The 24,678-nt window shown below is 71.6% G+C and carries 22 protein-coding genes and 1 other RNA gene; 7 read left to right on the top strand and 16 right to left on the bottom strand.

Annotated elements, in window-relative coordinates:
- Window positions 1-16: 16 nt before the first annotated feature.
- The gene (locus OHS18_RS28345; protein WP_328612977.1) at window positions 17-1,570 is read right to left on the bottom strand and encodes an ALF repeat-containing protein; all 1,554 of its coding nucleotides are present in this window, start codon (window positions 1,568-1,570) and stop codon (window positions 17-19) included.
- Window positions 1,571-1,662: 92 nt separating this feature from the next.
- On the opposite strand from OHS18_RS28345, the gene OHS18_RS28350 reads away from it, so the two are divergent.
- Complete coding sequence (locus tag OHS18_RS28350; RefSeq protein WP_328612978.1) at window positions 1,663-2,514, top strand: spermidine synthase; 852 nt, start codon at window positions 1,663-1,665, stop codon at window positions 2,512-2,514.
- A 230-nt stretch (window positions 2,515-2,744) separates the two neighbouring features.
- On the opposite strand, the gene ffs is transcribed toward OHS18_RS28350, so the two are convergent.
- The 11 genes from ffs to OHS18_RS28405 form a co-directional block, all read right to left on the bottom strand.
- An RNA gene (ffs, locus tag OHS18_RS28355) (signal recognition particle sRNA small type) lies at window positions 2,745-2,839 on the bottom strand.
- A gap of 21 nt (window positions 2,840-2,860) precedes the next feature.
- On the bottom strand, window positions 2,861-3,460 hold the full coding sequence (locus OHS18_RS28360) for a GTP-binding protein (RefSeq protein WP_328447540.1): 600 nt from the start codon (window positions 3,458-3,460) through the stop codon (window positions 2,861-2,863).
- The gene (locus tag OHS18_RS28365) at window positions 3,438-3,791 is read right to left on the bottom strand and encodes a DUF742 domain-containing protein (protein WP_328459163.1); all 354 of its coding nucleotides are present in this window, start codon (window positions 3,789-3,791) and stop codon (window positions 3,438-3,440) included. Before OHS18_RS28365 ends, OHS18_RS28360 begins: the two co-directional genes overlap by 23 nt.
- Window positions 3,791-4,225: a roadblock/LC7 domain-containing protein gene (locus tag OHS18_RS28370; protein WP_328447538.1), complete on the bottom strand. Its 435-nt coding sequence runs from the start codon at window positions 4,223-4,225 to the stop codon at window positions 3,791-3,793. The genes OHS18_RS28365 and OHS18_RS28370 overlap by 1 nt, the downstream gene beginning before the upstream one ends.
- Window positions 4,222-7,101 (bottom strand): sensor histidine kinase, encoded by a 2,880-nt coding sequence (locus OHS18_RS28375; RefSeq protein WP_328612979.1) that lies wholly within the window; start codon window positions 7,099-7,101, stop codon window positions 4,222-4,224. The genes OHS18_RS28370 and OHS18_RS28375 overlap by 4 nt, the downstream gene beginning before the upstream one ends.
- A gap of 25 nt (window positions 7,102-7,126) precedes the next feature.
- The gene (locus OHS18_RS28380; protein ID WP_328447534.1) at window positions 7,127-7,915 is read right to left on the bottom strand and encodes an ABC transporter ATP-binding protein; all 789 of its coding nucleotides are present in this window, start codon (window positions 7,913-7,915) and stop codon (window positions 7,127-7,129) included.
- On the bottom strand, window positions 7,912-8,859 hold the full coding sequence (locus tag OHS18_RS28385) for an ABC transporter permease (protein WP_328447532.1): 948 nt from the start codon (window positions 8,857-8,859) through the stop codon (window positions 7,912-7,914). The genes OHS18_RS28380 and OHS18_RS28385 overlap by 4 nt, the downstream gene beginning before the upstream one ends.
- On the bottom strand, window positions 8,856-9,866 hold the full coding sequence (locus tag OHS18_RS28390) for an ABC transporter substrate-binding protein (protein WP_328447530.1): 1,011 nt from the start codon (window positions 9,864-9,866) through the stop codon (window positions 8,856-8,858). Before OHS18_RS28390 ends, OHS18_RS28385 begins: the two co-directional genes overlap by 4 nt.
- Before the next feature lie 632 nt (window positions 9,867-10,498).
- A complete protein-coding gene (locus tag OHS18_RS28395) occupies window positions 10,499-12,388 on the bottom strand; it encodes a glycosyltransferase family 39 protein (protein WP_328612980.1) in 1,890 nt (629 codons plus the stop codon).
- 200 nt (window positions 12,389-12,588) lie between these two features.
- A complete protein-coding gene (locus tag OHS18_RS28400) occupies window positions 12,589-14,100 on the bottom strand; it encodes a sensor histidine kinase (RefSeq protein ID WP_328612981.1) in 1,512 nt (503 codons plus the stop codon).
- Complete coding sequence (locus OHS18_RS28405) at window positions 14,078-14,827, bottom strand: response regulator transcription factor (RefSeq protein WP_328447525.1); 750 nt, start codon at window positions 14,825-14,827, stop codon at window positions 14,078-14,080. Before OHS18_RS28405 ends, OHS18_RS28400 begins: the two co-directional genes overlap by 23 nt.
- A gap of 174 nt (window positions 14,828-15,001) precedes the next feature.
- Between OHS18_RS28405 and OHS18_RS28410 the strand changes: the two genes are divergently transcribed.
- From OHS18_RS28410 to OHS18_RS28425, 4 genes are all read left to right on the top strand, one after another.
- Window positions 15,002-15,649 carry a hypothetical protein gene (locus tag OHS18_RS28410; RefSeq protein WP_328612982.1) on the top strand — a complete coding sequence of 216 codons (648 nt, stop codon included), beginning with the start codon at window positions 15,002-15,004 and terminating at the stop codon, window positions 15,647-15,649.
- A gap of 114 nt (window positions 15,650-15,763) precedes the next feature.
- Window positions 15,764-16,918: a sensor histidine kinase gene (locus tag OHS18_RS28415; protein ID WP_328612983.1), complete on the top strand. Its 1,155-nt coding sequence runs from the start codon at window positions 15,764-15,766 to the stop codon at window positions 16,916-16,918.
- A complete protein-coding gene (locus tag OHS18_RS28420; RefSeq protein ID WP_328447519.1) occupies window positions 16,915-17,571 on the top strand; it encodes a response regulator transcription factor in 657 nt (218 codons plus the stop codon). The genes OHS18_RS28415 and OHS18_RS28420 overlap by 4 nt, the downstream gene beginning before the upstream one ends.
- A 24-nt stretch (window positions 17,572-17,595) precedes the next feature.
- The gene (locus tag OHS18_RS28425) at window positions 17,596-17,793 is read left to right on the top strand and encodes a hypothetical protein (protein WP_328447517.1); all 198 of its coding nucleotides are present in this window, start codon (window positions 17,596-17,598) and stop codon (window positions 17,791-17,793) included.
- Here OHS18_RS28425 and OHS18_RS28430 read toward each other — a convergent pair.
- Complete coding sequence (locus tag OHS18_RS28430; protein WP_328612984.1) at window positions 17,783-18,229, bottom strand: nitroreductase family deazaflavin-dependent oxidoreductase; 447 nt, start codon at window positions 18,227-18,229, stop codon at window positions 17,783-17,785. The two genes, OHS18_RS28425 and OHS18_RS28430, sit on opposite strands and share 11 nt — an antisense overlap.
- Window positions 18,230-18,356: 127 nt before the next feature.
- Here OHS18_RS28430 and OHS18_RS28435 point away from each other — a divergent pair, with 127 nt between their 5' ends.
- Window positions 18,357-19,028 (top strand): TetR/AcrR family transcriptional regulator, encoded by a 672-nt coding sequence (locus OHS18_RS28435; RefSeq protein WP_328612985.1) that lies wholly within the window; start codon window positions 18,357-18,359, stop codon window positions 19,026-19,028.
- Here the strand turns inward: OHS18_RS28435 and OHS18_RS28440 are convergent.
- Window positions 19,025-19,615 (bottom strand): TetR/AcrR family transcriptional regulator, encoded by a 591-nt coding sequence (locus tag OHS18_RS28440; RefSeq protein ID WP_328612986.1) that lies wholly within the window; start codon window positions 19,613-19,615, stop codon window positions 19,025-19,027. The two genes, OHS18_RS28435 and OHS18_RS28440, sit on opposite strands and share 4 nt — an antisense overlap.
- 52 nt (window positions 19,616-19,667) lie before the next feature.
- Between OHS18_RS28440 and OHS18_RS28445 the strand changes: the two genes are divergently transcribed.
- Window positions 19,668-21,188, top strand: coding sequence for a 3-hydroxyacyl-CoA dehydrogenase (locus OHS18_RS28445; protein WP_328612987.1), 1,521 nt, complete (start codon window positions 19,668-19,670; stop codon window positions 21,186-21,188).
- Here OHS18_RS28445 and OHS18_RS28450 read toward each other — a convergent pair.
- Both OHS18_RS28450 and OHS18_RS28455 read right to left on the bottom strand, forming a co-directional pair.
- Window positions 21,181-21,708 carry a L,D-transpeptidase gene (locus tag OHS18_RS28450; protein WP_328612988.1) on the bottom strand — a complete coding sequence of 176 codons (528 nt, stop codon included), beginning with the start codon at window positions 21,706-21,708 and terminating at the stop codon, window positions 21,181-21,183. The two genes, OHS18_RS28445 and OHS18_RS28450, sit on opposite strands and share 8 nt — an antisense overlap.
- 136 nt (window positions 21,709-21,844) lie before the next feature.
- Entirely contained in the window at window positions 21,845-24,673 is a 2,829-nt protein-coding gene (locus OHS18_RS28455; protein WP_328612989.1) for a PQQ-dependent sugar dehydrogenase, read from the bottom strand.
- Between the last annotated feature and the right edge of the window lie 5 nt (window positions 24,674-24,678).

Consider the following 24,678-nt stretch of genomic DNA (forward strand, 5'->3'; position numbering starts at 1 on the left):
ACCTTCGCCGTGCGGGTCAGGCCAGGGCAGCGGCCTCGGCGACCAGGGCGTTCACCTTGGCGACGTGCTGCGCCGTGAACGCGTCACGCGCCCGTGCCTTGAGCAGTTCGCCGTCCAGATACGCCTGCAGGGCCGAGTCGGGACCGTCGAGCACACCCTGCGCGACGGCGACGACCTCGGGCCCTTCCGACAGCGTCCGGGTGGCGTACACCGACAGGTCGATCAGGTGCGTGACGTACTGGCCGTGCGCCAGGAACTCGCGGACGTCGGCGACGGTGCCGTCGAGGGCCTTCTGGGCCGCCGGCTTCGTCGACGGGCCGCCGGCCGCCAGGATCTGGTTGACCTCGACGCGGTCGTCGGTGTCGCGGCCCGGGTAGTCGCCGGTGCGCAGCAGCGCGGCGACGCCGGCGTACGGGCCCGCGAGCGCGTCCCGAGCGGCCTGGCGCAGGCCCGGACGGGCCTTCGGGTCCGCCGCGATCGCCGCGACGGCGGCACGGTCGTCGATCTCCTGCGCAGCGGCGAGCCCGCTGTGCACGAAGGTGACGACGTCGTCGTCCGTACCGCTGAGCGCGGCGCGGGCGGCGTCCTTGACCGCGGCACCGCCGTTGCGCAGCAGGTAGACCGACGCGCGACGGCCGTTGGGCACCGTCAGCGCCGGGTCGGCGGCGTTGGCCAGCAGCTTGTCGTTGTCGGCCTTGGCCCGCGCGGCGCGGGCCGCGGCCTCCTTGGCCTGCTGCTGCGCGGTGGCCTCGGCGCCCGCCGCGGCCTGACCGTCCTGCTGGTTCTTCGTCTGCTGGGCGGCGAGCCGGTCGGCGTTCGCCTTCCGCGCGTCCGACGCGAGCTTCGCGGCCTGGTTCGCCGCGATCTGGACCGCGACGCCGTTGTGCCGCGCCTTGGCCGCCTTCGCGCCGTCGACCTGGCCCTGGACCGCGGTGAGCTCGGCGTCGCCGGCCGCGGCGACCTGCTTCCAGAGAGCCAGGAAGTACCGGACGTCGGCCGGGGCGCCGTCGAGGGCCGTCTGCGCGGCGGCCTTCACCTCGGGCCCGCCCGCGGCCATGGCCTGGGCGGTCAGGACGCGGTCGTCGACGTCCTTCGCCGCCTGGAGACCGTGGTCGAGGAACGCCCGGACGTCCTCGGCCGTGCCGTCGAGCGCCTGCTGGGCACGCGCGTTCACGGTCGGGCCGCCGGTGCTCATGGCCTGGCCGACGGCGATCCGGTCGTCGGCCACCCGGGCCCGGGGCAGGCCGGTGGCCAGGAACGCGCGGACGTCTTCGATGGTGCCGCTGAGCGCCTGCTGGGCGGCGCGCTTGGCGACCGGGCCGCCGGTCGACAGGACCTGGGTGACCAGGACCCGGTCGTCGTCGTCCTTCGCCTGGTACCGGCCGGTGGCCAGGAAGGCCTGCAGGTCGGCCGGCGAGCCGAGCAACGCCGTTTCGGCGGCCCGGGCCACGCCGGGGCCGCCGGTCTCCAGCAGCGAGACGGCCTGGGCCCGGTCGGGCAGGACGTCCGCCGAAGCGGGCGTCGCGAGTACGCCGACGGCCAGGGCCGCGGCGACGAGAACTGCGTTCACACGCAAGGTGATCCCCCTCGGATCGTTGATCTTCCGCTCCCTTATCGCCGGCCCGGCAAGAATGTTTCCGACCGCGACTACGCTTCGGTTTCGTGAGTCGAACAGGCAAGCCGGCACCGATTCCGGGCCAGTACCCGGTGAGGTTCGGGACGGCGGAACTCCAGCGCTTCGCCGACCGCGGCAACGCGTGGCTGCTGTCGGTGGGCGGGGTCGCCCAGTCGTACGTCGACCTCGACGACCCGAGCCACCTGGAGTTCGACTACGTCCGCCGCTTCGGCGACGTCGTCGACCTCCTCCCACCAGGCCCGGTGGAGGCACTCCACATCGGCGGCGCGGCCTGCACCCTCCCGCGCTACGTGGCGGCCAAGCGCCCGGGCTCCCGCCAGCTGGTCTTCGACGCCGACGCCGAGCTGGTGGACCTGGTCCGCAGCCAGCTGGGCCTGAAGGTTCCAGGCCTGCGAGTCCGTATCACGGACGGCCGCGAGGGCCTAGCGACCCGCCGCGAGAACACCGCGGACCTGGTGGTGGTGGACGCGTTCGAGCAAGCAACCCTGGCCGGCGGCCTGGCCACCCTGGAGTCGGTGCGGGCGATAGCGGAAATCCTCCGCCCCACGGGCACCTACCTGGCGAACATCACGGACGGCGCGGGCCTCCCGTTCGCCCGCCGCTTCCTGGCCACGCTGCGAGAGGTGTTCCCGCAGATAGCCCTGCTGGCCGACCCAGGAGTACTCCGGGGACGCCGGTTCGGAAACCTGGTGTTCGCAGCTTCAGCAACAGGCGTCCCCACAGCAGCACTGGCCTCCCGAACAGCCTCAGCGGCCTTCCCGGCAAGGTGCGTAGAGGGCCCCGAGCTGGCCAAACTGGCCGGAAAAGCCAAGCCGATCACAGACGAGGACAAACCCCCACCCCCAAACCCCCCCAAAGACATCCTGGGCGTGTTCTGAGGCCACGACAAAGGCCCCGGCAGCACACGCAGGCCGCAAGGAAGGCCACGGCAGCGCAATCAGGCCGCGAGGACGGCCACGGCAGCGCAATCAGGCCGCGGGGACGGCCACGGCAGCGCTGTCAGGCCATGAGTGAGGCACCGTGGGGGTCCGGGGGCTCGGCCCCCGGGAGAAAGAACGAAGTGAAGGCCCCGGCGAAGGGGCGAAGCCCCGAAGCAAGGAGGCCGAAAAGAAGGGGACCCCGCGCACCCGTCAGAGCCTGCTTATCCTTGCTGCCTTCCGGCCCTGGGGAAGTTCACAGGGTGGACGCCGCGCGGGGTCCGTGGATCAGTGTAGCGGTAGGTGCTCAGGCTCCCGCACCAGCCTGGGCTCGGGCTCGTTTGAACGTGTTGTGCAGGACCGCCAGCAGGGCGTCGCGCACCGAGAGCTTCTGCCGGGCGTCGAACGTGATCAGGGGGACGTCCTCGCTGACGGCGAGCGCCCAGCGGATGTCCTCCAGGTTGTGGCCGAGCGCGCCGTCGAACATGTTGACCGCGACCACGAACGGGAGGCCGGCGTTCTCGAAGTAGTCGACTGCCGGGTAGCAGTCGTCCATGCGGCGGGTGTCCACGATCACCAGCGCGCCCAGCGCGCCCTGGACCAGGTCCTGCCACATGAAGCCGAAGCGGTCCTGGCCGGGTGTGCCGAACAGGTAGAGCTTCACCTCGTCGTCGATCGTGATGCAGCCGAAGTCGAGGGCGACCGTCGTCGTGGTCTTGGCCGGGACGTGGCCCGTGCGGTCGACGTTCGCGGCCACCGACGTGATCGCCGCTTCGGTCGTCAGGGGCTTGATCTCGGAGATCGACGACACGGCCGTCGTCTTGCCGACGCCGAAGCCGCCCGCGATGACGATCTTGACCGGGGCGGGTGGGCGGGCGGCCGGTTCAGTGAATGGCTTCGAGTCCACGAATGACCCTTTCGATCATGCCGAGGTCGTGCGAGTTGTGGTTCCCCGGCCGGCGGACGACGACGTAGCCCAGCTCGGCGAGGTCGGCCACCAGCACGCGCGCGACGCCGATGTGCAGGCCGAGCATGGCGGCCACTTCGGCGACCGACATGGTGCTGCGGCAGAGGGAGACGATTTCCTGGCGTTCGAAGGTGAGCTTCGGGTGCGACGCCGCGCCGAGACGGGACGTCATGACCTGCGCCTCGATCTCGAGGCTCTGGTCGACCGGCTGCGCCCGCCCCGAGGTCATCAGGTACGGCCGCAGCAGCGAGGTGTCGGGGTCTTCGGCCATCACGAACCGACGCTGTTCTTCAGCTCCTCGATGAGCCCGGGCGTGAGGACCTCGGTGGCGCGGTTGGCGAACATCGCCATCTCGTAGGCGATCGTGCCGAGGCTGGCCTGCTTGTTGGCGAGGACGCCGAGCGAGCAGCCGATGCTGATGGTGCAGACCAGCAGGTAACCGTGCTCCAGCTCGATGATCACCTTGTCGGGCGCGCCGAGCGGGTGGCTGTCGGAGACACCGTGGGCGAGGCCGAGCATGGCGGACGAGATCGCGGCCAGGCGGTCGGCGTTGGAGCGCTCGAGCTCCGAGGACACCGCGATCAGCAAGCCGTCGGCCGAGACCGCGATGGCGGCGATCGCGCCCGCGGTGTGCTGCGCGAAGCGGCTCACCAGCCAGTTGAAGTTCTGGGCTTCGACGCTGACACCTGCTGCGGGGATGCTCATTTCCTGCTCTCTTCTTCTCGTTCCATCACACGACCGGCGACCACACCTGGCGGCGGGGTGTCTGCCGTAAGCACGTCCGCCTTGGCCAGGCCGGCGGCGAACGAGTCGAACGCCGCACGCTCGGCCGCCGGGTCCCGCTTGGTGCGGTTGACGACGGGCCGGGCGGCCGGCCGGCCCGCGGCTTCCTGCTTGCGCAGGCCCGGGGCGAGCTGGGCGCCGGGCACCCGCCGGGTCAGGCCGTCCCGCGAGATCGGGGCGGTGACCGGCGGCGGGGCGACGGCGGCCGAGAGCGCGATCCGGTCGGGTCCGGGGACGCGCACCGGAAGGGCCGGGGTCGCCGGCACCGGCGACGTGACGACGGTCGGCGGCGCCGGGTTCGCCGACACAGGCGCGGTGACGACCGTCGGCGGCGCCGGGTTCGCCGACACAGGCGCGGTGACGACCGTCGGCGGCGCGGTGACCGCGGCGCCGCCCTCGACGCCCTTGGCGAACTCGGCGGCTTTGGCGAACGCCTCCTGGAAGCCGTCCATCGCGGCCTTGGTCGCCTCCGGGTCGTGCCGCGGCTTGGTGTCGCCGGCCTCCGCGGCGGTCGTGCCCGGGCTGGGCAGCTGCGCGCCGCGGACGCGCCGGCGCAGGCCGCCACGGGACTCGGCCCCGGGTTCTTCTTCGGCGGCCGGCGTGGCGACGGCGGGGGCGGCGACGGCGGGTTCGCCGTCCGGCCACACCGGGGCCGGCTGGTTGAACCAGCCGAACCCGTTGGCGTGCCCGGCACCGAGCAGCGCCGGGATCGCCGGCGACGGCAGTTCCTTCTGGCGCTCCGGCTCGACGGGCCGGAACATGTCCAAAGTGGACGACTTGCGCCGGGCCGGCGCCGGGGCGGCGTGCCGCGGTTTCGGCTTGGCCACCGGGGGTGCCGCCGGCGCCGGGATCGCCGGCGCGGGTTCGGCCTTCGGGAGCAGTCCGGTGCGGTAGCTGAACAGCGGCGGCGGGATCGTCAGCCGCGCGGTCACGCCGCCGGTCGTCGGCGTCGCGAGCAGTTCGACGCCCAGTTCGTGGCGCCGCGCGAGGCGGCCGACCACGAACAGGCCGAGCACGCTGGTCGGCGCGAGCTCCAGGCGTTCACGCTCGACGAGCCGGTTGTTCTCCGCGGAGATCTTCTCCTCGGTCATGCCGATGCCGTGGTCGACGATGCTCACCAGGCACGAGCCGTCGGCGAGGAACATCGTGTCCACCTCGACCGTCGAACCCGGCGGCGAGAACGACGTCGCGTTCTCCAGCAGCTCGGCGAACACCAGCACCAGGTCGGCACCGAGCGTCGAGGACAGCAGGATCTCCGCGACGACACCGAGCTTGACGCGCTGGTAGTCCTCGATCTCGGCGAGCGCCGAGCGCAGGGCCGTCGACAGCTCGATCGGGCCGGCGATGCGGGTCTCGTCGCGGGTGCCGGACACCACGAGCAGGTTGTCGGCGTTGCGGCGCAGGCGGGTGGAGAGGTGGTCGAGCCGGTAGAGGCTGGCCAGCAGGCGGGTGTCCTGCTCGTTGCGCTCGACCTCGTCGATCAGCGCGAGCTGGCGGCCGACGAGGTTCTGCGTGCGTTTCGCGACGTTCGCGAACATCAGGCTGGTGTTGCGCCGGGTGAGCGCCTGCCGTTCGACCAGCTCGGCGGCGGTCGTCTGGACCCGGTTGAACGCGGCGGCGAGCTTGCCCAGCTCGTCGTCGGAGGAGACGTCGATCGTGGCCAGCCGCGGGACCTGCTCCTCGGCCTCCTCCGTGTCGGTCACGCGGACGAGCTCGGTGCCGGCCAGGTCGGCGACCGACGTCGCCGCGGTGGTCAGCCGCCGCAGCGGCCGGGCGATCGAGCGGGACACCGCGACGGCGAGGAACGCGACCAGCAGGAACAGCCCGCCCGCGCCGAGGCCGACCGTCCAGGCCAGCCGCGTCGCCGAGTCGGCACGCCCGGTCGCCGCGTCGGCGATCTCGCCGGTGACCTTCTCCTGTACGAGCTTGCGTTGTCCCGCCTGGGTTTCCGCCGCACTGAGGACGTCGGTGACGTACTTGCCGGTGGCGGCCGCGTCACGCGGGTTGTCGATCTGGGCGGCGAGGTCCTCGATGCGCCGGCCGGCCTCGCTCTGCTCGACGTTGACGACCAGCGCGGCCTGCTCGCTGTCGGACGCGTCGTCGGCCTGCTGGACGAACCGGTCGGTGAAGATCGGCGCCTGCTGGGTGGCGTCGTCCAGGATGGACTTGCCGGCGTCGGGCGCGACCGCCGTCACGATCAACGCCATGCCGCGCAACGAGTTCTCCTCGTTCGCGCGCAGCAGCGCTTCGAGGGCGGTCAGCTCCCGGGTGCCCTCGGCGTCACTGGTCAGCTGCGGCACCAGCCGCAGCGAGTCGATGACCGCGCCGATCACGGCGTGGTAGGTGCGGGCCACGCTGTCGAGCGCGACCCCGCGCCGTTCGGCGTTCTGCCGCAGCTCGTTCAGCGAGCCGATCCGGGTCAGCGCCGCCGACAGCTCGTCGGGTGCGTCGGTGCCGAGCGAGGACCGCACGTCCTCGACGGCGGTGTCGACCACCCGGTGCTGCGTCGTCATCTCGTCCGGCGACATCGACGGCGTAGCGACGAACGCGCCGGTCAGCAGCCGTTCCCGCTGCAGCTGCCAGACCAGGCCACCCAGCTGCTGGGTGTGCCGCGCCACGGTCGCCGACTGGGACGCCGCCGTCGCGCTGTTCGCCTGCGTCAGCACGAACGGCACCGAAACCAGGACCACCGCGGCCAACGGCGGCAGGAGCAGCAGGTTCAGCTTGCCGCGAATGCCGAGCCGCGCGAGGAAACCCCCGCCGCTCGCCCGTTCCGCGGTCGACCTGCCGTGCCTCATCCCGCCACCTTCCCGTAACACGTTCTCACTCGGCCGCGGCCACCCGGCTGACGTGGCCGCGGTGCTGCTCCCGGACCAGGTCCTCGATCCGGGCGCGCAGCGCGAGGAACTGCGGCTCCCGCTTCACCGCCAGGTCCCGTTCCGCCGGCAGCGCCACCTCGACGTCAGCGGCGATCCGCCCCGGGTCGGAGGCGAGCACCACGACCCGGCCGCCCAGGAAGACCGCTTCCTCGACGTCGTGGGTGACCATCAGCACCGTGGTGCCGGTGTCGGCCCAGATCCGGCGGATCAGCACCTGCATGTCCTCTTTGGTCTGGACGTCCAAGGCCCCGAAGGGTTCGTCCAGCAGCAGCACTTCCGGCTCGCACGCCAGGGCCCGCGCGATCGCGACGCGCTGCTTCTGGCCGCCCGAAAGCTGCTTCGGCAGCGAGCGGCGCACCGCGTCGAGCCCGGTTTCGGCGAGGTACCAGTCGACGCGCTCGGCACGCTCGGCCGCGTCGATCGGGAGCAGTTCGAGGCCGAACGCGACGTTCTTCTCGACGCTGCGCCACGGGTACAGGGCACCCGACTGGAACACCAGCCCGCGGTCGGGGCCGGGGCCCGTCACCGGGACGCCGTCGAGCACGATCTCGCCCTCGGTCGGCCCGATGAGCCCGGCCACCAGCGACAACAGCGTCGACTTGCCCGAGCCGCTCGCGCCGACGACGCAGACGAACTCGCCGCGCAGCACTTCGAGGTCGACGCCGTCGAGGGCGCGCGTCACCCGGCCGCGCACGGTGTAGTCCTTGGCGACGTTCCGCAGTTCGAGCGTCATGCCGCCCACTTCCCGACCTGGGTGCGCACCAGGCGCAGCACGACGTCGATGGTCAGCCCGGCGACGCCGATCACGATGAGCACCGCGAAGATCGTGTCCGTCTGCAGGAACCGTTGCGCACGCACGATCCGGAAACCCAGGCCGGCCTGGGAGTTGATCAGTTCGGCCACGACCACGAAGTTCCACGCCGCGGCGGCGTTGATCCGGATCGCGTCGATCATGCCCGGCAGCGAGTGCGGCACGACGATCTTGCGCAGCACCTCGCCCCGGCGCGCGCCGAGGGTGTAGGAGACGTCGAGGAGCGCGTTCGGCACCGCGCGCACGACGTCCGCGGTCATCAGGGTGTTGAAGAAGACCGTCCCGATGAAGAGCATGGCGATCTTCGACGGCTCGCCGATGCCGAGCCAGATGATCAGCAGCGGGATGAACGCGCTCGCCGGGAGGTAGCGCAGCAGCCCGATCAGCGGCTCGAAGAACGCCTGCCCCGCGGTGAAACCGCCCATGAGGATGCCGAGCGGCACCGACACGAGCACCGCGAGGCCGAAGCCTTCGAGCACCCGCTGCGTGGTCGCCCACAGGTCGTCGAACAGCTCGCCGGTGCTCGCCATGTCGAACCCGGCGCGGAACACCGCGACCGGGGACGGCAGGAACGTCGAGTCGACGGCGCCGCTCACACTGAGCACAACCCAGGCGAGGAATGGGATCGCGAACGACAGCACCGCCAGCGTCCACCGCGTGGACGCCGAAATCGGCGTGCGCGGGGAGAAGAGCGGGGACGCGGGCTTCGGCGCGGCCCGGCGCGGCAACGGCGTCCAGTCCGCCCGGCCCCGGCCCGCCTGGACACGCTCGGCGAGCCCCTGCTCGGCCTCCAGCGCCTCGGCCTCCGAGGCCGCGCGTGCGTCGGCCGAGGCATCGGAGGTGGTGCGCTGGGTGGGACCGGTCACTGCGGCGCGGCCTTCACGAACTGGTCGTCGAACAGGCCGTCGAGCGACGGCCGCTGCTGGGCGAGGCCGGTGTTCACGATGAAGTCGACGATCTTGTTCGCCTGGAAGTCGAGGTGCTGCGCGGTGACCCCCGGGGTGAACGCGTCGAGGTTCTGCTGGCGGGTGAAGATCGTGGTGCCGGCGTCGTAGGTCTTGTAGTCCGCGTCGGACACCCCGCCGCGCTCGGCCATGATCTTGACCGCCGCGTCCTTGTTGTTCTTGATCCAGGTCAGCGTCTCGAACCAGGTGTTGACCAGCGCCTGGACGTCCTTCGGGTGCTCCTTGACGAGCTTCTGCGAAGTGACCAGGTGGTCCGGGATGGCGCCGGGGAACTCCGTCGACGACGAGATCGCGCGGCTGCCCGGGAGCTCGAGGGCCTTGGTGGTGAACGGCGCGAACGCGCCCACGGCGTCGACCTGACCGCCGACGAACGCGGCGGCCGCGGCGTCGGTCGGGAGGTTGACCAGCTGGATGTCCTTTTCGGTCAGCTTCGCTTCCTGCAGCGCGAGCAGCAGCAGGTAGTGGTCGACGGTGCCCTGCTCGACGGCGACCTTCTTGCCCTTGAGGTCGGCGACGGCGGTGATGCCGTCCCGCGCGATGATCTTGTCGTTGCCGGTCGAGTTGTCGTTCACCAGCACGATGGAAAGCTTCGCGCCGCCCGAAGCCGACGAAAGCGTGTCGTTGAGGGTCTGGCTGTTGGCGTCGATCGCGCCGCTGGAAAGCGCGTTGATGCTGTCGGTGTAGTTGTCGAACCACTTGAGGTCGACGTTCACGCCGTTCTTGGCGAACAGTCCCTGCTCCTGCGCCACCTGCCAGGGAAACCACCCCGGCCAGGCGCTGAACCCCAGCGTGATCTTGCCGCCGTCGCCGGAGGCGGAACTGTCACTGCAGCCGGACAGGGCGGTGACCCCGAGAAGGGTCAGCAGTGTCAGGAGCGCCGTCAGCAGACGACGAGAGCGGGAAGTCACAGCGAAACTCCAGATGGCGGGGGAAGTGGAGTGGAGCGACACCAAAGGGGGAACGGGGTCTACCTACCGCGACGACGAAGAGGTGGTTCGGGCAAAGCTGCGCCACCGCGCACGGTCATCGCTGCTCTCTTCCAGACGCACCTGATCGGGTCAAGGCGAGAGAAGTCGGACAGGGCGTACCTACGCCCAGTGAAAACCCGGCACCGCACGCACCGGATCAGTCACCCCTTGTCCCTCTCCCGGCGGAGACTCTAGCGAGAAGTACAAGATCCCCACAACGCCCTCCCAGTGCCTCCGAAAGGGTGACACTCAGCCGGGCCAACCAGCGCCTTCACGGGTCCGCAAGATCAAGTACGCGGGAGTTTCTGTCGGCCGTCCGGCCAAGATCCGAGCACTCCCGAAGAGATCCGCCCGTGCAGGCGCGCGGGCGGCAGGGCCGCGTTGTTACACGTCGGCACGGGGTGTCGCGATCATCATCGAGGCCCCCGCCGACGAGCGAACAATCGTTCGGAATGTGCCGTCCAGTGGCGTCCTGTTCGAACAGGTGTCCGCATCCGCGAATACCGCACGGACAGCGAACTCGTCGAAGGGTTCCGCAACTGTTAACGCGGCCGAAACAATTGCTATTTCTATCAGTCGATCGATTTCGTGAGGTCGTAAACCGTCGCGCTCCCGACGGTCGTGGCCGGGAAGTTCTGCTCCACCCAGGTCTGGATTTCGCCCGAGGTGCCGCGACCACCGCCGAAGCCGCCACGTCCGCCCGCGACGTAGTAGTGGATGTCGCCGGCGGCGACGTACTGCTCGAACTGCTGCACCGTCGGCGCCGGGTCGCTGCCGCTGAACCCGCCGATCGCGAGCACCGGCCGGCCGCTGTCGAGGGCCAGCCCGGCGGCCTGCATCGCGCCGCTCTGCGCCGCGGCCCACTTCGTCGTCGTGGCCTTCAGCAGGTCGATCACGGCGGTGTCGGTCTGTCCGCCGCCGAACCCACCGAACCCTCCGAACCCACCGCGTCCGCCGCCGAAGCCGCGTCCACTCGCGACCGCCGGACCGGACGACGGCGTGCCGCCCGAGTGCGCCGTCGCCGCCGTCGCGAAGGTGAAGGACGCCGTCCCGAGCAGCGCGCCGCACAGGCCGGCCACGGCGACGACCGGGCCGAGCCGCCGGAACCGGTCCGCGCCGAACAGCAGCGCGAACGCGGCGAGCGCGCTCAGCACGAGCAGCGCGTACCGCAGCCACGGCTGCCAGTCCGGCGTCCGGGCGAGCAGCACGAAGCCCCAGACCGCGGACACCGCGAGCATGACGGCCAGCACCGCGCGGGCCGCGAGGTTGGCCCGGCCCCGCCACAGCTCACGCGCGGAGATCCCCAGCGTGCCGGCGATCCCGGGCGCCAGCGCGACCGTGTAGTACGGGTGGATGATGCCGCTCATGTAGCTGAACACCAGCACGGTGACGACCGTCCAGCCGCCCCACAGCAGCAGGGCCGCGCGGGTCCCGTCGGTGCGCGGCGCGCGGCGGGTGAACCACAGCCCCGCGACCAGGCCGAGCAGCGCGGCGGGCAGCAGCCACGACGCCTCGGCGCCGAACTCGCCGCCGAACAACCGCGTCAGCCCGGTCTGGCCGCCGAAAGCACCGCCGCCGAAGCCGCCGCCTGCCGGCGGGGTGGAGCCGCCGCTTCCGCCGCCGCGGCCCTCACCGAAGATCCGGCCGAGCCCGTTGTAGCCGAAAGCCAGCTCCAGCACGGTGTTGTCGGTCGAGCCGCTGACGTAGGGCCGGTCCGCGACGGGCCACAGCGCGACGGCCGCGACCCACCAGCCGGCGGAGACGAGCACCGCGCCGGCCGCCGCGAAGAGCTGGCCGATCCGGCGCCCGAGCGACGTCGGCGCCGCGACGGCGTACGCCAGCACGAACGCGGGCAGCACGAGGAACGCCTGCAGCATCTTGTCGAGGAACCCGAACCCGATCGCCAACCCGGCGAGCACCAGCCACCAGGTGCTCGCCTTGTCGAGGGCGCGCACGACGCAGTACGCGCCGGCGACGAGCAGCAGCACGAGGAAGGCGTCCGGGTTGTCGTAGCGGAACATCAGCGCGGCGACCGGCGTCAAGGCGAGCGCGGCCCCGGCCAGCAGCCCGGCACCCGGCCCGGAAAGCCGGCGCACCGCGAGGTACAGCAGGCCGACCGACGCGACGCCGGCCAGCGCGTTCGGCACCAGCAGGCTCCAGCTGGAGAACCCGAAGAGCCGTCCCGACAACCCCATGACCCACAGGGAGAACGGCGGTTTGTCGACCGTGACGACGTTGCCCGGGTCGAGCGAGCCGAAGAACAGCGCCTTCCAGCTCCAGGTCCCGGCCTGTGCGGCCATCGCGTAGAAGTCGTTGGCCCAGCCCGTTTTCGCCAGGTCCCACAGGTACAGCAGCCCGGTCCCGAGCAGCAGCGCGCCCACGGAAGGCTTGATCCACCGCGGTTCGGAGGCGGCCTGGGGCGCGGGCTGGGCGTGTTCGGGCGCCGACAGGGTGGTCGTCATGATCCCCACCGTCTCGGCGCCACTTGTGGTGAACTTGTGCCGAGCCTGTGCCCCCGCTGTGCATCCCCCACGATCGCGCGAGGCACCCCCAAGACGCCACTTTCACTACGAAAGATGCGGGGTTGTGGAGGGAATTCGGGGGATGTGGACAACTGGGCGGAGCGGGCGGAGTGGGCGGAGTGGGCGGCGCGTGGGCGGCGTCAGTCTGGGGCGGGGGCCTCCGCGAAGACGATCTCGAACTCCGTGCGGCCTGGACGGCTTTGCACTCCGACCCGGCCGCGGTGCGCGCTCACCACCGCCGCCACGATCGCCAGCCCGAGGCCTGTGCTGCCCGCCGCGCGGGAACGCGAATTGTCGCCGCGGGCGAAGCGCTCGAAGACGTCCGGGAGGATTTCCGGCGGGATGCCCGGGCCGTCGTCGGCCACCCGCAACCGCACAAAACCGTCCGAAGTGGACAGTGTGGTCGTCACGGTCGTGCCCGCCGGGGTGTGCGTGCGGGCGTTGGCCAGCACGTTGATCACCACCTGGTGCAGCTGACCCGCGTCGCCGAGCACGCCGATCGGCTCACCCGGGACGTCCATCAGCCACTTGTGGTCCGGGCCCGCGACGTGCGCGTCCGCGACCGCGTCGGCCACCAGCCGGCACAGGTCGACCCACTCCGGCACCACCGCGCGGCCCGAGTCCAGCCGGGCGAGCAGCAGCAGGTCCTCCACCAGCGTCGTCATCCGCCGCGACTCCGACTCGACGCGGCTCATCGCGAACGCGACGTCCGGCGGCACCTGCTCGCCGCTGCGCCGGGTCAGCTCCGCGTACCCGCGGATCGCGGCCAGGGGTGTCCGCAGTTCGTGACTCGCGTCCGCGACGAACTGGCGCACGCGGCTTTCGCTCGCCTGCCGCGCGGTCAGCGCGTTCGCGATGTGCTGCAGCATCCGGTTCAGCGCCGAGCCGACCTTGCCGACCTCGGTGTTCGGGTTGGTGTCGGCCTCCGGAACCCGCTCGGACAGCGCGACCTCACCGCGGTCCAGCGGCAGTTCCGAGACGCGCGTGGCGGTCGCGGCCAGCCGGTCCAGCGGCTGCATCGTGCGGCGGATCGTCGCCGCGCCGACCGCGCCCGCGACCAGGATCCCGGCGAGCGCGACGCCGCCGAGGATGAAGCCCAGCCGCCAGAGCGTCTCGTTGACGTCCTTCAGCGGCAGGCCGATGACGGTCTTGTCGCCGCTGGGAGACGCCGTCGAGACGACGCGGTAGGCCCCGAGGCTGCCGCTGAGGACGACGCTGTGCGGCTTCCCGTCGGACGGCAACGCCAGCAGCGTCCGTACCTGGCCCTCGTCGAGCTGCCGGTACGGCGCCCGCCGCTTGGTCGGCGAGCCCACGCTGGAGTCGAGCACGGCCCCGGTGCCCCGCGAACCGACCTGGACGGCGGCGAGCGTGCCCTCGCCCTGGCCCAGCGCCCGCAGCGGGTCCGGCGGCGGCGCGTCACCGTAGGTCCAGGGCGGCCGTTCACCGCCGTGCTTGGCGCGGTCGGTGGCCGCGGCGAGCCGGTCGTCCTGCTGGCGCACCAGGAACTCGCTGAGCGCGAACTCCGTCACCACACCGACGACCAGGCATACGAGCGCGAGCAGCGCGGCGAGCTGGAAGATCAGCCGACGGCGCAACGACCACGGCCGCTGCGTCCCGAACCGCCGCCGCTCAGCCCGCTGGCTTGAGGACATACCCGGCGCCCCGCATGGTGTGGATCATCGGCTCGCGGTCGGCGTCGATCTTCTTGCGCAGGTAGGAGATGTAGAGCTCGACGATGTTGGCCTGGCCGCCGAAGTCGTAGCTCCACACGCGGTCCAGGATCTGCGCCTTCGACAGCACCCGCTTCGGGTTGCGCATGAGGTAGCGCAGCAGCTCGAACTCGGTCGCCGTCAACGGCACCAGGTCGCCGCCGCGGTGCACCTCGCGGCTGTCCTCGTCCAGCGTGAGGTCGCCGACGACCAGTGACGACCCGCTCGCGCCGGTCACCCCGCCCGCCCGGCGCAGCAGCGCGCGCAGGCGCAGCGCGACTTCTTCGAGGCTGAACGGCTTGGTGACGTAGTCGTCGCCGCCCGCGGTGAGCCCGGCGATGCGGTCCTCGACCGCGTCCTTCGCCGTCAGGAACAGCACAGGCAGGTGCGGCGCCTCGGACCGCATGCGCCGCAGCACTTCGAGGCCGCTGAAGTCGGGGAGCATGACGTCGAGGACGACCGCGTCGGGCCGGAAGTCGCGCGCGATCCGGACGGCCTCGGTGCCGTCGCCCGCGCTGCGCACCTCCCAGCCCTCCATCCGCAGGGCCATCGAGACGAGCTCGGCCAGCGTCGCCTCGTCGTCGACGACGAGGACCCGGACGGGGCTCCCGTCGGCGCGGCGCAGGTCGGCCTTGCCGGGGCCGGGTGACGTGGCGTTCATAGCGGTCATAGTGCCATCTTCCCGGCCACGCCACCGGGTTCGCTGTGGGCTCGCTGTGCGTTCCCTGTGAGGTCGTTCGGATGGGTAAGGGAGCCACAGGACCCGCTGACGCCTCGCACAGCTCAAACACAGCCACGGCGGTGAGCCTGGGCTGGACCAGTGTGGGTACGACCGGAGGACACGATGACGACCGAGCCGACGCCGAACACCCCGCCGCAGGGCGGGCCGGCACCCGCGAGCCAACCGGCCGCGGCGAACTGGGGCGACCCCGCGGCGGCCGCGCCGAAGAAGGGCTGGTCCGGCAAGAAGACGGCGATCGCGGCCGGCATCGCCGTGGTGATCGCGGCCGGCGGCGGCGCGGCGATCTGGGCGGGCACCAGCAGCGCCGACAACTCCGCGCAGCAGGGCGGCCCCGGCGGCTTCGGCGGTCCGGGCGGTCCCGGCGGCGGCCAGTTCCGCGGCCAGGGCGCCGGCGGGAACTTCGGCGGCGGCATGGCCGCGCTGCGGGAGGCCCTGCACGGCGACTTCGTCGTCGCCAACCCGAACGGCGGCTACACGACCGAGCGGCTGCAGACCGGCGACGTCACCGAGCTGAGCGCCACGTCCGTGACGCTGACCAGCAAGGACGGCTACAAGCAGACGTACACGCTCGACGGCTCGACGCAGAAAACGGGCGACGTCAAGACCGGCGACACGAACGTGACGGTGGTGGCGAAGGTCGACGGCCAGACCGCGACGGCGACGTCCCTCGGCCAGGCGATGCAGCAGCCGGGCCAGCGCCAGCCGGGCCAGCGCCGCGGCGGCGACTACTCGGCCCGCCCCACCAACTAACGCCCCCCAGCGCCCCAAAGCCGTGAAGGCCTCCTTACCGGCCATAAGAGCCGGGAAGGGGGCCTTCACGGCTTTTGCGGACCCCGGCGGCCGGGTTAGGGCAGAGTTGCGGGCGTGTACGACATCAGGGGGTCACTTCGGCGGCAGTCGCTGCTCGTCGCGGTGGTCTGCGTCGTCTGTGACGCGGTCCTCTTCGGCGTGCGCGGACCGCTCGGCAACGGCCACTGGCAGCCGTGGGCCGTGCTGCTCGGCGGCGTCGCCGTCAACGCCGCGCTCGCCGGGCCGGCCCGCTACTCGGGCTGGGTCTCGCTGGCGCACGCCCTGCTCTTCGCGGCCTCGCCGCTGCTGATCAGCACCACCGCGGGGTACGTCGTCGGCAACAACGCGGGCGTCCTGATCGCGGGGTACCGCGCGGGCGCCTGGCTGCGCCCGAAACCGGCGGTGCTCGCGCTCCTGGCGATGGTCGCCGGCGTCACCGCGGGCTGCGTCGAAGGCGGCGGCCGGACCGCGAACGACCTGCGGCTGATGGCGGTGAGCGTCAGCGTGAGCGCGCTCCTGCCGTGGCTGGTCGGCCGGTACACGACGGCGCGGCGGGCATACATCGCCGACCTCGAACGCGAAGCGGACGAACGCCGTCAGCACGAAGAAGCGGCCGTGCGACGGGCCGTCACCGAGGAGCGCACGACGATCGCGCGCGACCTGCACGACGTCATCTCCCACCACGTCAGCGCCATCGGCGTGCACGCCGGCGCGGCCCGGCTCGGGCTGCCCGAAGGGGACTCGCCGGTGCGCAAGTCGCTCGGCGCGGTCGAGTCCGCGAGCCGCTCGGCGATGGCCGACCTGCGCCGCCTGCTCGACCTCCTGCACGCCGAAACCGACGCCGCCCAGCCCGGTCTGGACAACCTCGACGAGCTGGTCGAGACCGTCCGCGCGGCCGGCCTGCCGACCCGGCTGACGCTGCTCGGCGAACCCCGCGAGCTGCCCGGCTCGCTCGACGTCGCGCTGTACCGGATCGCGCAGGAGGGCCTGACCAACGCGCTGCGCCACGGTGTGGGCCCGGTCGAAGTCGAACTAAACCACGGCCGCACCGAAATCGTGCTCACGGTGACCAACGGCCTGCGACCCGGCCGCACCTCCCGCGGCGAGCACCCGCACCGCGGCCTGGCGGGGATCCGCCGGCGCGTCACCCTGTTCGGCGGCCAGGTCGCCTACGGCGAAGACGGCCCGCGCTGGCAGCTCCGCACGACCTTCCCGGTGGAGAGCACATGATCCGCGTCCTGCTGGCCGACGACCACGCGATGTTCCGCTCCGGGATGCGCGCGCTGCTCGACACCCAGCCCGACTTCACCTGCGTCGGCGAGGCGTCCGACGGCCGGGAGGCAGTGGCCGAGACGGCCCGGCTGCGCCCGGACGTCGCGGTCCTCGACGTCCGGATGCCCCGCCTCGACGGCCTCGCCGCGACCGAGGCGATCCTCGCCGCGCCGGGCAACGACACCCGCGTCCTCGTGCTCACCACCTACGACGCCGACGAGTACGTCTACCGCGCGCTGCGGGCCGGGGCGAGCGGCTTCCTGCTGAAGAGCCTGGCGCCGGAGGAGCTGGTGGCGGCGATCCGCGTCGCGGCCCGCGGCGACGCGCTGATCGACCCGTCGGTGACCCGGCGGCTGGTCGCGAAGTTCACGTCGGTGCTCGAGCCGGCCGCCGTCGAACCGCCCGAGGTCGCGCGGCTGACCTCGCGGGAGCGGGAAGTGCTGCTGCTGCTCGCCGACGCCTGCAGCAACGCCGAGATCGCGCGGCAGCTGCACGTCGGCGAAGAGACCGTGAAGACCCACGTGTCGCGGGTGCTCGCGAAGCTCGGGCTGCCCGACCGCGTGCACGCCGTCGTCTACGCCTACAAGCACAAACTCGTACCCGGCGACTGACCCCGGCCGTGGGAGACTGACGCGATGAAGCGGTGGATCACCTTGGCGGTCGGGATCGTGCTCGTGCTCGTCGGCGCCGTCTGGGTGCTGCAGGGCCTCGGCGTCATCACCGGCAGTTTCATGACCGGCCAGAAGCTGTGGTTCCTGATCGGGCTCGTCGCGTTCCTGGTCGGCATCGTCCTGGCCGCGGCGAACCTGACCCGGCGCAAACCTACTTCGTGATGATCTCGAAGACCGGGTAGCCGGGGGCGATCTCGCGCAGCTGCTCGTCCGACGCCTTGGCGTCGACGCCCTCGAAGAACGCGCTGACCTCGAACTTCCAGCGCTTGAGGTAGGCGCGCAGGATCGCGGGCTTCTCGTCGTCGGCCAGCTCGCGGTAGGTGAAGGTCTCGTCGCGCCGGCCGACGCGCAGCTGGCCCTGCCCCGCGACGCGCAGGTTGCGCACCCACTGCGTCTCGCCGCGGGCGGCGACGAGGTAGTCGACACCGTCGATGGTCAGCAGGTTGACCGGCGTCGAACGCGGCTCGCCGGACTTGCGGCCGACGACCGTGAGCACCCGGCTGCCCAGGACGCTCACGCCCATCTTGGTCAGCCTCGCGACCAGCTCGTTGAAGACGTTGGTGGACTTGGCGGGCTTCAGGTAGCGGGTCTCGGTCATGATGTCCTCCGAAGTTTCGGGAGAGCAGTGCTCTCGGTTAAGAGCAGTGAACACCTATTGTCGCGACGAGTCAAGAGCGGTGCTCTCGATTTTGTGCGCCGCTCTCACGCGTGGCACACTGGCGGCCATGACCGCGACCCGGACCGCGCGCGAACGTGCCCGCGCCGAACTCACCCAGGAGATCAAGGACGAGGCCCGCCGCCAGCTCGCCGAAGTCGGCGCGAACGGGCTCTCCCTGCGCGCCGTGGCGCGTGAGCTGGGCATGGTCTCGTCCGCGTTGTACCGCTACTTCCCCAGCCGCGACCGGCTGCTGACCGACCTGATCGTCGACGCCTACAACGCGATCGGCGAGGCGGCCGAGGGCGCCGACCCCGGGAAGGGCGAACCACGCGACCGGTGGCTCGCGATCTGGCACGCGACGCGCGAGTGGGCCCGCGCGCACCCGCACGAGTACGCGCTGATCTACGGCTCGCCGATCCCCGGCTACCAGGCCCCGCAGGACACCGTCGCGCCGGCCGCCCGCGTCGCGCTGGCCCTGGTCAAGGTGCTCACGCACACCGAGCTGCGGGCGGTCGACGGCGACGTCGCGCCCAAGCTGCGGGCCCAGGCCGAAACGCTCACGAAAGTCCTCGGGATCGTCGCCGGACCCGAGACGGTGGCCCGGCTGCTCATGGCGTGGACCCAGCTGTTCGGCGCGATCAACTTCGACCTGTTCGGCCAGTACGTCGGCAGCGTCGACCCGGCCGACGAGTTCTTCACCCACACGGCGAAGCGGATGGCGGAGTTCGTCGGTCTCTAACGCAGCCAGGTCCGCAGCAGCAGCTCGACGGCGTCGACGATCACGGTGTCGCTCGTGCCCTCCGGGCTCAGGTAGCGCTGCCGGAGCAGGCCGTCCTCCAGCGCGTGGATGATCAGCGCGAGGAACGCCGGATCGGCCGGCGGCTCGACCCCGCGCGCGGCGAACGTCGCCCGCACCCCCGACTCGATCAGCTCGCGCGCCGCGCGTTCGTTCTCCCCGACCGCCGGCCGGGCCCCGGGGTTGCGCAGCGCGTACAGCGTCAGCTCGGTGCGCAGGGCGAACCACTCCGGCAGGTGCTCGGCGCGCTCGGCGTGCCACTCCTTCAGCCGGGCCAGGACGTCGCCGGACAAGCCCCTCACCTCGGCCGCTTCCTGCGAACGTCGCTGCTCCAGCAGCGCCACGACCAGCTCGTGCTTGCCCTCGAAGTTGCCATAGAACGCGCCGCGCGTGTAACCGGCGCGTTCGGCGATCTGCTCGACCGACGTGCCGTTGACGCCGCGCTCGGCGAACAGCGCGGCCGCCGCGTCGAGCAGCCGCTCCTTGGTCCGTTCGCGGCTTTCCGCCCGCGTCAGGCGCTTCCCTGCCACGGCCGAGACGGTACCGTCGCCCGGACGGGCAACAGCGGAAGGCGGGCACGACGTGACGGGGTGGGCCGGGAAGGTCGGCAGGATCCGGGTGATCGGGACCGGGGTGATGGGCCGCGGGATCGTCCAGCTCGCCGCGACCGCGGGGGTGACCGTCGAGCTGGCCGACGTCCGGCCCGAAGCGGTCGCGAAGGCGATCGAATTCGTCGGCGGGATGGTCGACAAGCTCGCCGCCAAGGGCAAGCTCACCGAGGAACCGCAGGCAGTGAAGGACCGGCTCGTCCCCCTCGACGCGCCGGACGCGCCCGCCGACGGCGTCGACCTGGTCGTCGAAGCCGTGCGCGAGGATCTCGCGACGAAGCGGGCGCTGTTCGCCGGCCTGGAGCGCGTCTGTCCACAGGAGACGATCTTCGCGACGAACACCAGCTCGCTGTCGGTCACCGAGATCGCCGCCGAACTGGCCGATCCCGGCCGGCTCGTCGGCCTGCACTTCTTCAACCCGGTGCCGCTGATGCGCCTGGTCGAGGTGATCCCGGGCACGCGGACGTACGACTGGCTACCCGCCGAGGCGCTCGAACTGGTCCGCAGCTGGGGCCACGAGCCGGTGCTCGCGAAGGACGCGCCGGGCTTCCTGGTCAACCACGCCGGGCGCGGGCTCGGCACCGAAGCACTGCAGATCCTCGGTGAGGCGCTCGCCGAACCGGCCGACGTCGACCGCGTCGCGCGGGACGTGCTCGGCCTGAAGCTCGGCCCGTTCGAGCTGCTCGACCTGACCGGCCTCGACGTTTCGCACGCCGTGCTGGAGAGCATCTGGAGCGGCTTCCACGGCGACCCGCGGCTGCGGCCGTCGTGGCTGACGCGCCCGCGCGTCGCCGCCGGCCTGTTCGGCCGCAAGAACGGCGAAGGCTTCTACCGGCACGTCGAGGGCAAGCAGCAGAACCCGGACGAGCCGGCGGCGCCGCCGAAGCCGACGGGCCCGGTGTTCACCGCCGACGAGCACCTCGCCCGCGTGCTGTCGGCGGCCGGCGTGCACGTGGTGTCGGACGCCTACCCGGACGCGGTCCTGCTCGTCCCGCTCTACGGCGAGTCCACAGTGGATGCCGCCACCCGCGACGGACTGCCGCTCGCGCGCGTCGCCGGCGTCGACCCCCTCGGCGGTTACGAACGACGGCTGACGCTGTCGGTGCACCCCGGTCTCGACCCGGCGGCGGGCCGCGCGGCCTGGGGCGCCCTGGCAGCCACCGGCAAACCCGTGACGGTCGTCCGCGACGGCCCGGCCCCGATCGCCCAGCGCCTGCTGGCGTCCATTGTGAACACGGCGTGCTTCATCGCGGGCCACCACCTGGCGAGCCCGGCGGACATCGACACGGCGGTCCACCTCGGCCTCGGTTACCCGCGCGGCCCGCTGGCCTGGGGTGACCTGGTCGGCGGCGACGTCGTGCTGCGCATCCTGCGCGGTCTCGAAGCCGCCACCGGCGACCCGCGCTACCGGCCGAGCCCGTGGCTCACCGAGCGCGTCGCCCTCGGCCTGCCGTTGACGTCGGCCGGCACGAGGCCGGCGGACCTGCTCACCTGACGACCTGGACCTCGTCACCCTTGCTCAGCGAGGAGAAGAACTTCAGCGACGCCGGCGCGGAGAGGTGCACACAACCGTTGGAGTACTTGGCCAAGCTGCCCTCATGGAACGCGACGCCGTTGTAGAAGAACACCGAGTTGGGCATCGGCGCGTTGTCGAACTCCCGGCTGAGGTGCATCTTCTCCTTGTAGAGCACGTGCCACGTGCCGAGCGGCGTGGTGCTGCCCTTCTTGCCGGGCATGATCTTCACCGGGCCGTAGACGATCTTGCCTTCGTCGAGCAGCCAGGCCTGCTTGCCGGACAGCGAAACGCAGGCCGTCGCGGTGATCGTGCACGGCACCCCGGCCGCCATCACGGGCTTGGCCGGCGTCGTCGTGGCGGGCGCCGTCGTAATGTCCGAAGTGGACTTCGGTGTCTCGGCCGCCAGCCGGACATCCGCGGTACCCCCGGCCGAGCACGCGGTCAGCACCGCCGCGGCGACCAAAGTGGACAGACCGGCCACCGCACGACGAATCCGCATGTTCTCCCCCAAAATCCCTGTTGTTGCATTCTGAAGACAAAGACGCGCGGGGGGGGGTGGGAAAGGTTGAGTGAAACGACGAGGGCCGCCTCCGGCGAATTCCCGGAGACGGCCCGCGTCGTGTTTCAGCTCCCGATCACCAGGGGCGGTCGACCGCCCCGCCGGCGAGGGTGAACGTGATGTAGCCGCCCTGGAAGTCGCTGCGGTACACCCCGTTCGTCACGTACTCGTCGGTCGTCGGGTACCGCAGGTACGACCGCTCCCAGCCGAGCGCGGCCCAGCGCTTCCGGATCTCGCCCTTCACGGCGTGCGCTCCGGTGGCCACCGTGTAGTAGATCGAGTGGCCGAGGCTGAAGTGGTTGAACCGGCCGAGGCCGTCCGGCGTGCCGCCTTCGTCGGTCGTCGGGTAGCCGAGCCCGCGCTCGTACCCGAGCTCCGCCCACTTCTTCCGGATCTCACCGAAGATCGCGTGCGCGCCGTTCGCGCTCGTGTAGTAGATCGAGCCGACGTTGCCACCCTTGATGAAGTGGTTGTACCGGCCGGCACCGTCCGGCGTACCGGCTTCGTCGGTCGTCGGGTAGCCGAGCCCGCGCTCGTAGTCGAGCGCCGCCCACTTCTTGCGGTTCTCGCCGTAGATCGCGTGCGCGCCGGTCGCGGCCGTGTAGTAGATCGAACCGACGTTCCCGTTGTTGATGAAGTGGTTGAACTGCGCGACCCCGTCCGGCGTGGACGCGGTGTCGCTCGTCGGCGGGCCGAGGACGCTGTGGCCGCCGTAGGACACGTACTTGTCCAGCACCGGGCCGGTCACGTACTTCGCCCCGGTCGCGGCACTCCAGTACAGCCGGCCGTTCGCGTAGGTCCGGTAGTGGACCGTGCCGTCGGTGACCTCGGCCGCCGTCGGCGCGCCGAGCAGCGTCCGCACCGCCGGGTCGGCGTCGTAGCGCTGGTCGATCGGCGTGGCGTAGTTCGCCGTCAGCGTCATGTCACCCGTGCCGACCGTGATGACCCACGTGGTGTCCGTCGGGCCGCCCTGCCAGCCGGTGAACTTCGAGACGCCGTCGATGCCCAGCGGCGCGGCCTCGACGTCGAAGTTCGCACCCTCGGTGACCAGCGACGTGCTGACACCGCCCTCGACCGGGATGCTCAGCGCCGCGGGCTGCGTGCTGAGCAGGGTCAGGCGGTGGCGGCGCGGCTGCGCGACGTACGTCTTCGACGTCGACACGCCCGCGCTGTCGGTCACCGTGGCGGTGAACTCCTGCCGGGAGTCCGGGTGCTCGGTGAACGGCTGGGCGAAGTCCGCCCCGGTGCCGCCGACACCCGGGTGCGAGTGGCACGTCGCCTCGCTCGGGCAGTGCCGCACCGCGGTGGTCCAGGTGATCGGCAGCGCGCCGTCCTCCGCGTCCGTCGCGGTGGCACTGAGCGCGACCTGCTGGTCCACCGCGAACGTCGCGGTGTCGCCCGGCGTGGTCAGGGTGAGCTGCGGGGTGTGGTTGCCGGGTGCGACCGCGACGGTGGTCGTGCCGGTGGCCCCGAGCGGGTCCCGGACCGTCAGCTTCGCGGTGAACGACTCGGTGCCCGCCGCGTAGGTGTGGGTCACCTTCGGGCCGGCGTCGGCGGCGGTCGTCCCGTCCCCGAAGTCCCAGTCGTACTTCAGCAGGTCGTTGTCGTAGTCGACCGAGGCCGAGCCGTCGAAGGAGACGGTCCGCGTGTCCGGGTCGGTGGTCGACGACGCGCTCGCCACCGGCGCGGTGTTGCCGGCCGAGTACGTCAGCCGGCGCAGGTTGCCGGACAGGATGTCCGCGAAGACGATGTCGCCGTTGGGCGCCGCCGCGAACTTCGTCGGGCCGCCGATGCCGGTGAAGGCCGGCGGGTTCTCCGGGGCCTGCGTGAGCTTGCCCTGGGCGTCGTACCGCATCGTCCAGATCTTGTTCGTCACGTAGTCGCCGAAGAAGAACGATCCGCGGTAGGCGGCCGGGTAGCTGGATCCGTTGTAGACGATCCCGCTGGTGACGCTGTTGCCCTGCATGGTGCCGTTGCCGTGCTGGTATTCGAAGATCGGCGGCTGGTTCGCCACGCCGGCGCACTCCGCGAGGCCGCTGAAGCCGGGCGTCGGGTGGTTGCCTTCCCAGCACGGCCAGCCCTGGTTGGCGCCGCGCTGGACGACGTCGACCTCTTCCCACGTGTTCCAGCCGACGTCGCCGACGATCGGCAGGCCGAGGTTCGGGTCGATGCTGAACCGGAACGGGTTGCGGAAGCCGCGCGCGAACACCTTGCTCGCGGTCGACGCCGGGTTGGTCGCGTCGTAGTACGGGTTCCCCGGCACGCCCTTGCCGTCGGCCGTCAGGTGGAAGACCTTGCCGTAGGGCTGGTTGATGTCCTGGGCGCGCAGCGAGCCCGGGTCCACCTTCCGGAAGTCGCCGTTGTCGCCGATGGACATCCAGAGCGTGCCGTCGGCCGCGGCGTTGATGCCGTTGATGCCGTGGACGTTGAAGATGCCGGGCACCTCGAACAGCGTCTGCTCACCGGTCAGCCCGGTCGGCGCGCCCGCGGTGTCCACGGTCACGGTGAACCGCGACATCCGCATGACGAAGCCGCCGGTGACGTTGATCGACCGCGAAAGGTAGATGGTGTGCGAAGTCGCGTAGTCCGGTGCGACGGCCAGCCCGACGAGACCGAGGTCCTCGTCCGTGCGGACCGGCAGTGACGCGATCGTCTTGCCCGTCCCGCTCACCGGCAACCAGCGGACGCTGCCGCTCTTCCCGGTGGCGAGGATCGAATTGTCCGGCAGATAAGCGAAGTCGGTCAGCTGGTACTGACCGAGTCCGGTGTCCGTGTCCCGCAGGACGAATCCCTGCGGGAGTGTCGCCGCCGCTGCCACCCCAGTGGTCACGGCCGGCAGCAATGCCCCCGTGAGCACGACCGCCACGAGAGCGTGACGTAGTGCTCGAAGCTTTCCCAAGGCCATTTGGC

It is taken from the genome of Amycolatopsis sp. NBC_00355 (assembly GCF_036104975.1).
GTDB lineage: Bacteria > Actinomycetota > Actinomycetes > Mycobacteriales > Pseudonocardiaceae > Amycolatopsis.

Excerpts from the sequence above, each read along its gene's own strand:
- OHS18_RS28365 (WP_328459163.1), bottom strand. The coding sequence starts at position 3,791 with ATGGCCGAAGACCCCGACACCTCGCTGCTGCGGCCGTACCTGATGACC.
- OHS18_RS28370 (WP_328447538.1), bottom strand. The coding sequence starts at position 4,225 with ATGAGCATCCCCGCAGCAGGTGTCAGCGTCGAAGCCCAGAACTTCAAC.
- OHS18_RS28375 (WP_328612979.1), bottom strand. The coding sequence starts at position 7,101 with ATGAGGCACGGCAGGTCGACCGCGGAACGGGCGAGCGGCGGGGGTTTC.
- OHS18_RS28380 (WP_328447534.1), bottom strand. The coding sequence starts at position 7,915 with ATGACGCTCGAACTGCGGAACGTCGCCAAGGACTACACCGTGCGCGGC.
- OHS18_RS28395 (WP_328612980.1), bottom strand. The coding sequence starts at position 12,388 with ATGACGACCACCCTGTCGGCGCCCGAACACGCCCAGCCCGCGCCCCAG.
- OHS18_RS28400 (WP_328612981.1), bottom strand. The coding sequence starts at position 14,100 with ATGTCCTCAAGCCAGCGGGCTGAGCGGCGGCGGTTCGGGACGCAGCGG.
- OHS18_RS28405 (WP_328447525.1), bottom strand. The coding sequence starts at position 14,827 with ATGACCGCTATGAACGCCACGTCACCCGGCCCCGGCAAGGCCGACCTG.
- OHS18_RS28410 (WP_328612982.1), top strand. The coding sequence starts at position 15,002 with ATGACGACCGAGCCGACGCCGAACACCCCGCCGCAGGGCGGGCCGGCA.
- OHS18_RS28420 (WP_328447519.1), top strand. The coding sequence starts at position 16,915 with ATGATCCGCGTCCTGCTGGCCGACGACCACGCGATGTTCCGCTCCGGG.
- OHS18_RS28425 (WP_328447517.1), top strand. The coding sequence starts at position 17,596 with ATGAAGCGGTGGATCACCTTGGCGGTCGGGATCGTGCTCGTGCTCGTC.
- OHS18_RS28430 (WP_328612984.1), bottom strand. The coding sequence starts at position 18,229 with ATGACCGAGACCCGCTACCTGAAGCCCGCCAAGTCCACCAACGTCTTC.
- OHS18_RS28435 (WP_328612985.1), top strand. The coding sequence starts at position 18,357 with ATGACCGCGACCCGGACCGCGCGCGAACGTGCCCGCGCCGAACTCACC.
- OHS18_RS28450 (WP_328612988.1), bottom strand. The coding sequence starts at position 21,708 with ATGCGGATTCGTCGTGCGGTGGCCGGTCTGTCCACTTTGGTCGCCGCG.
- OHS18_RS28455 (WP_328612989.1), bottom strand. The coding sequence starts at position 24,673 with ATGGCCTTGGGAAAGCTTCGAGCACTACGTCACGCTCTCGTGGCGGTC.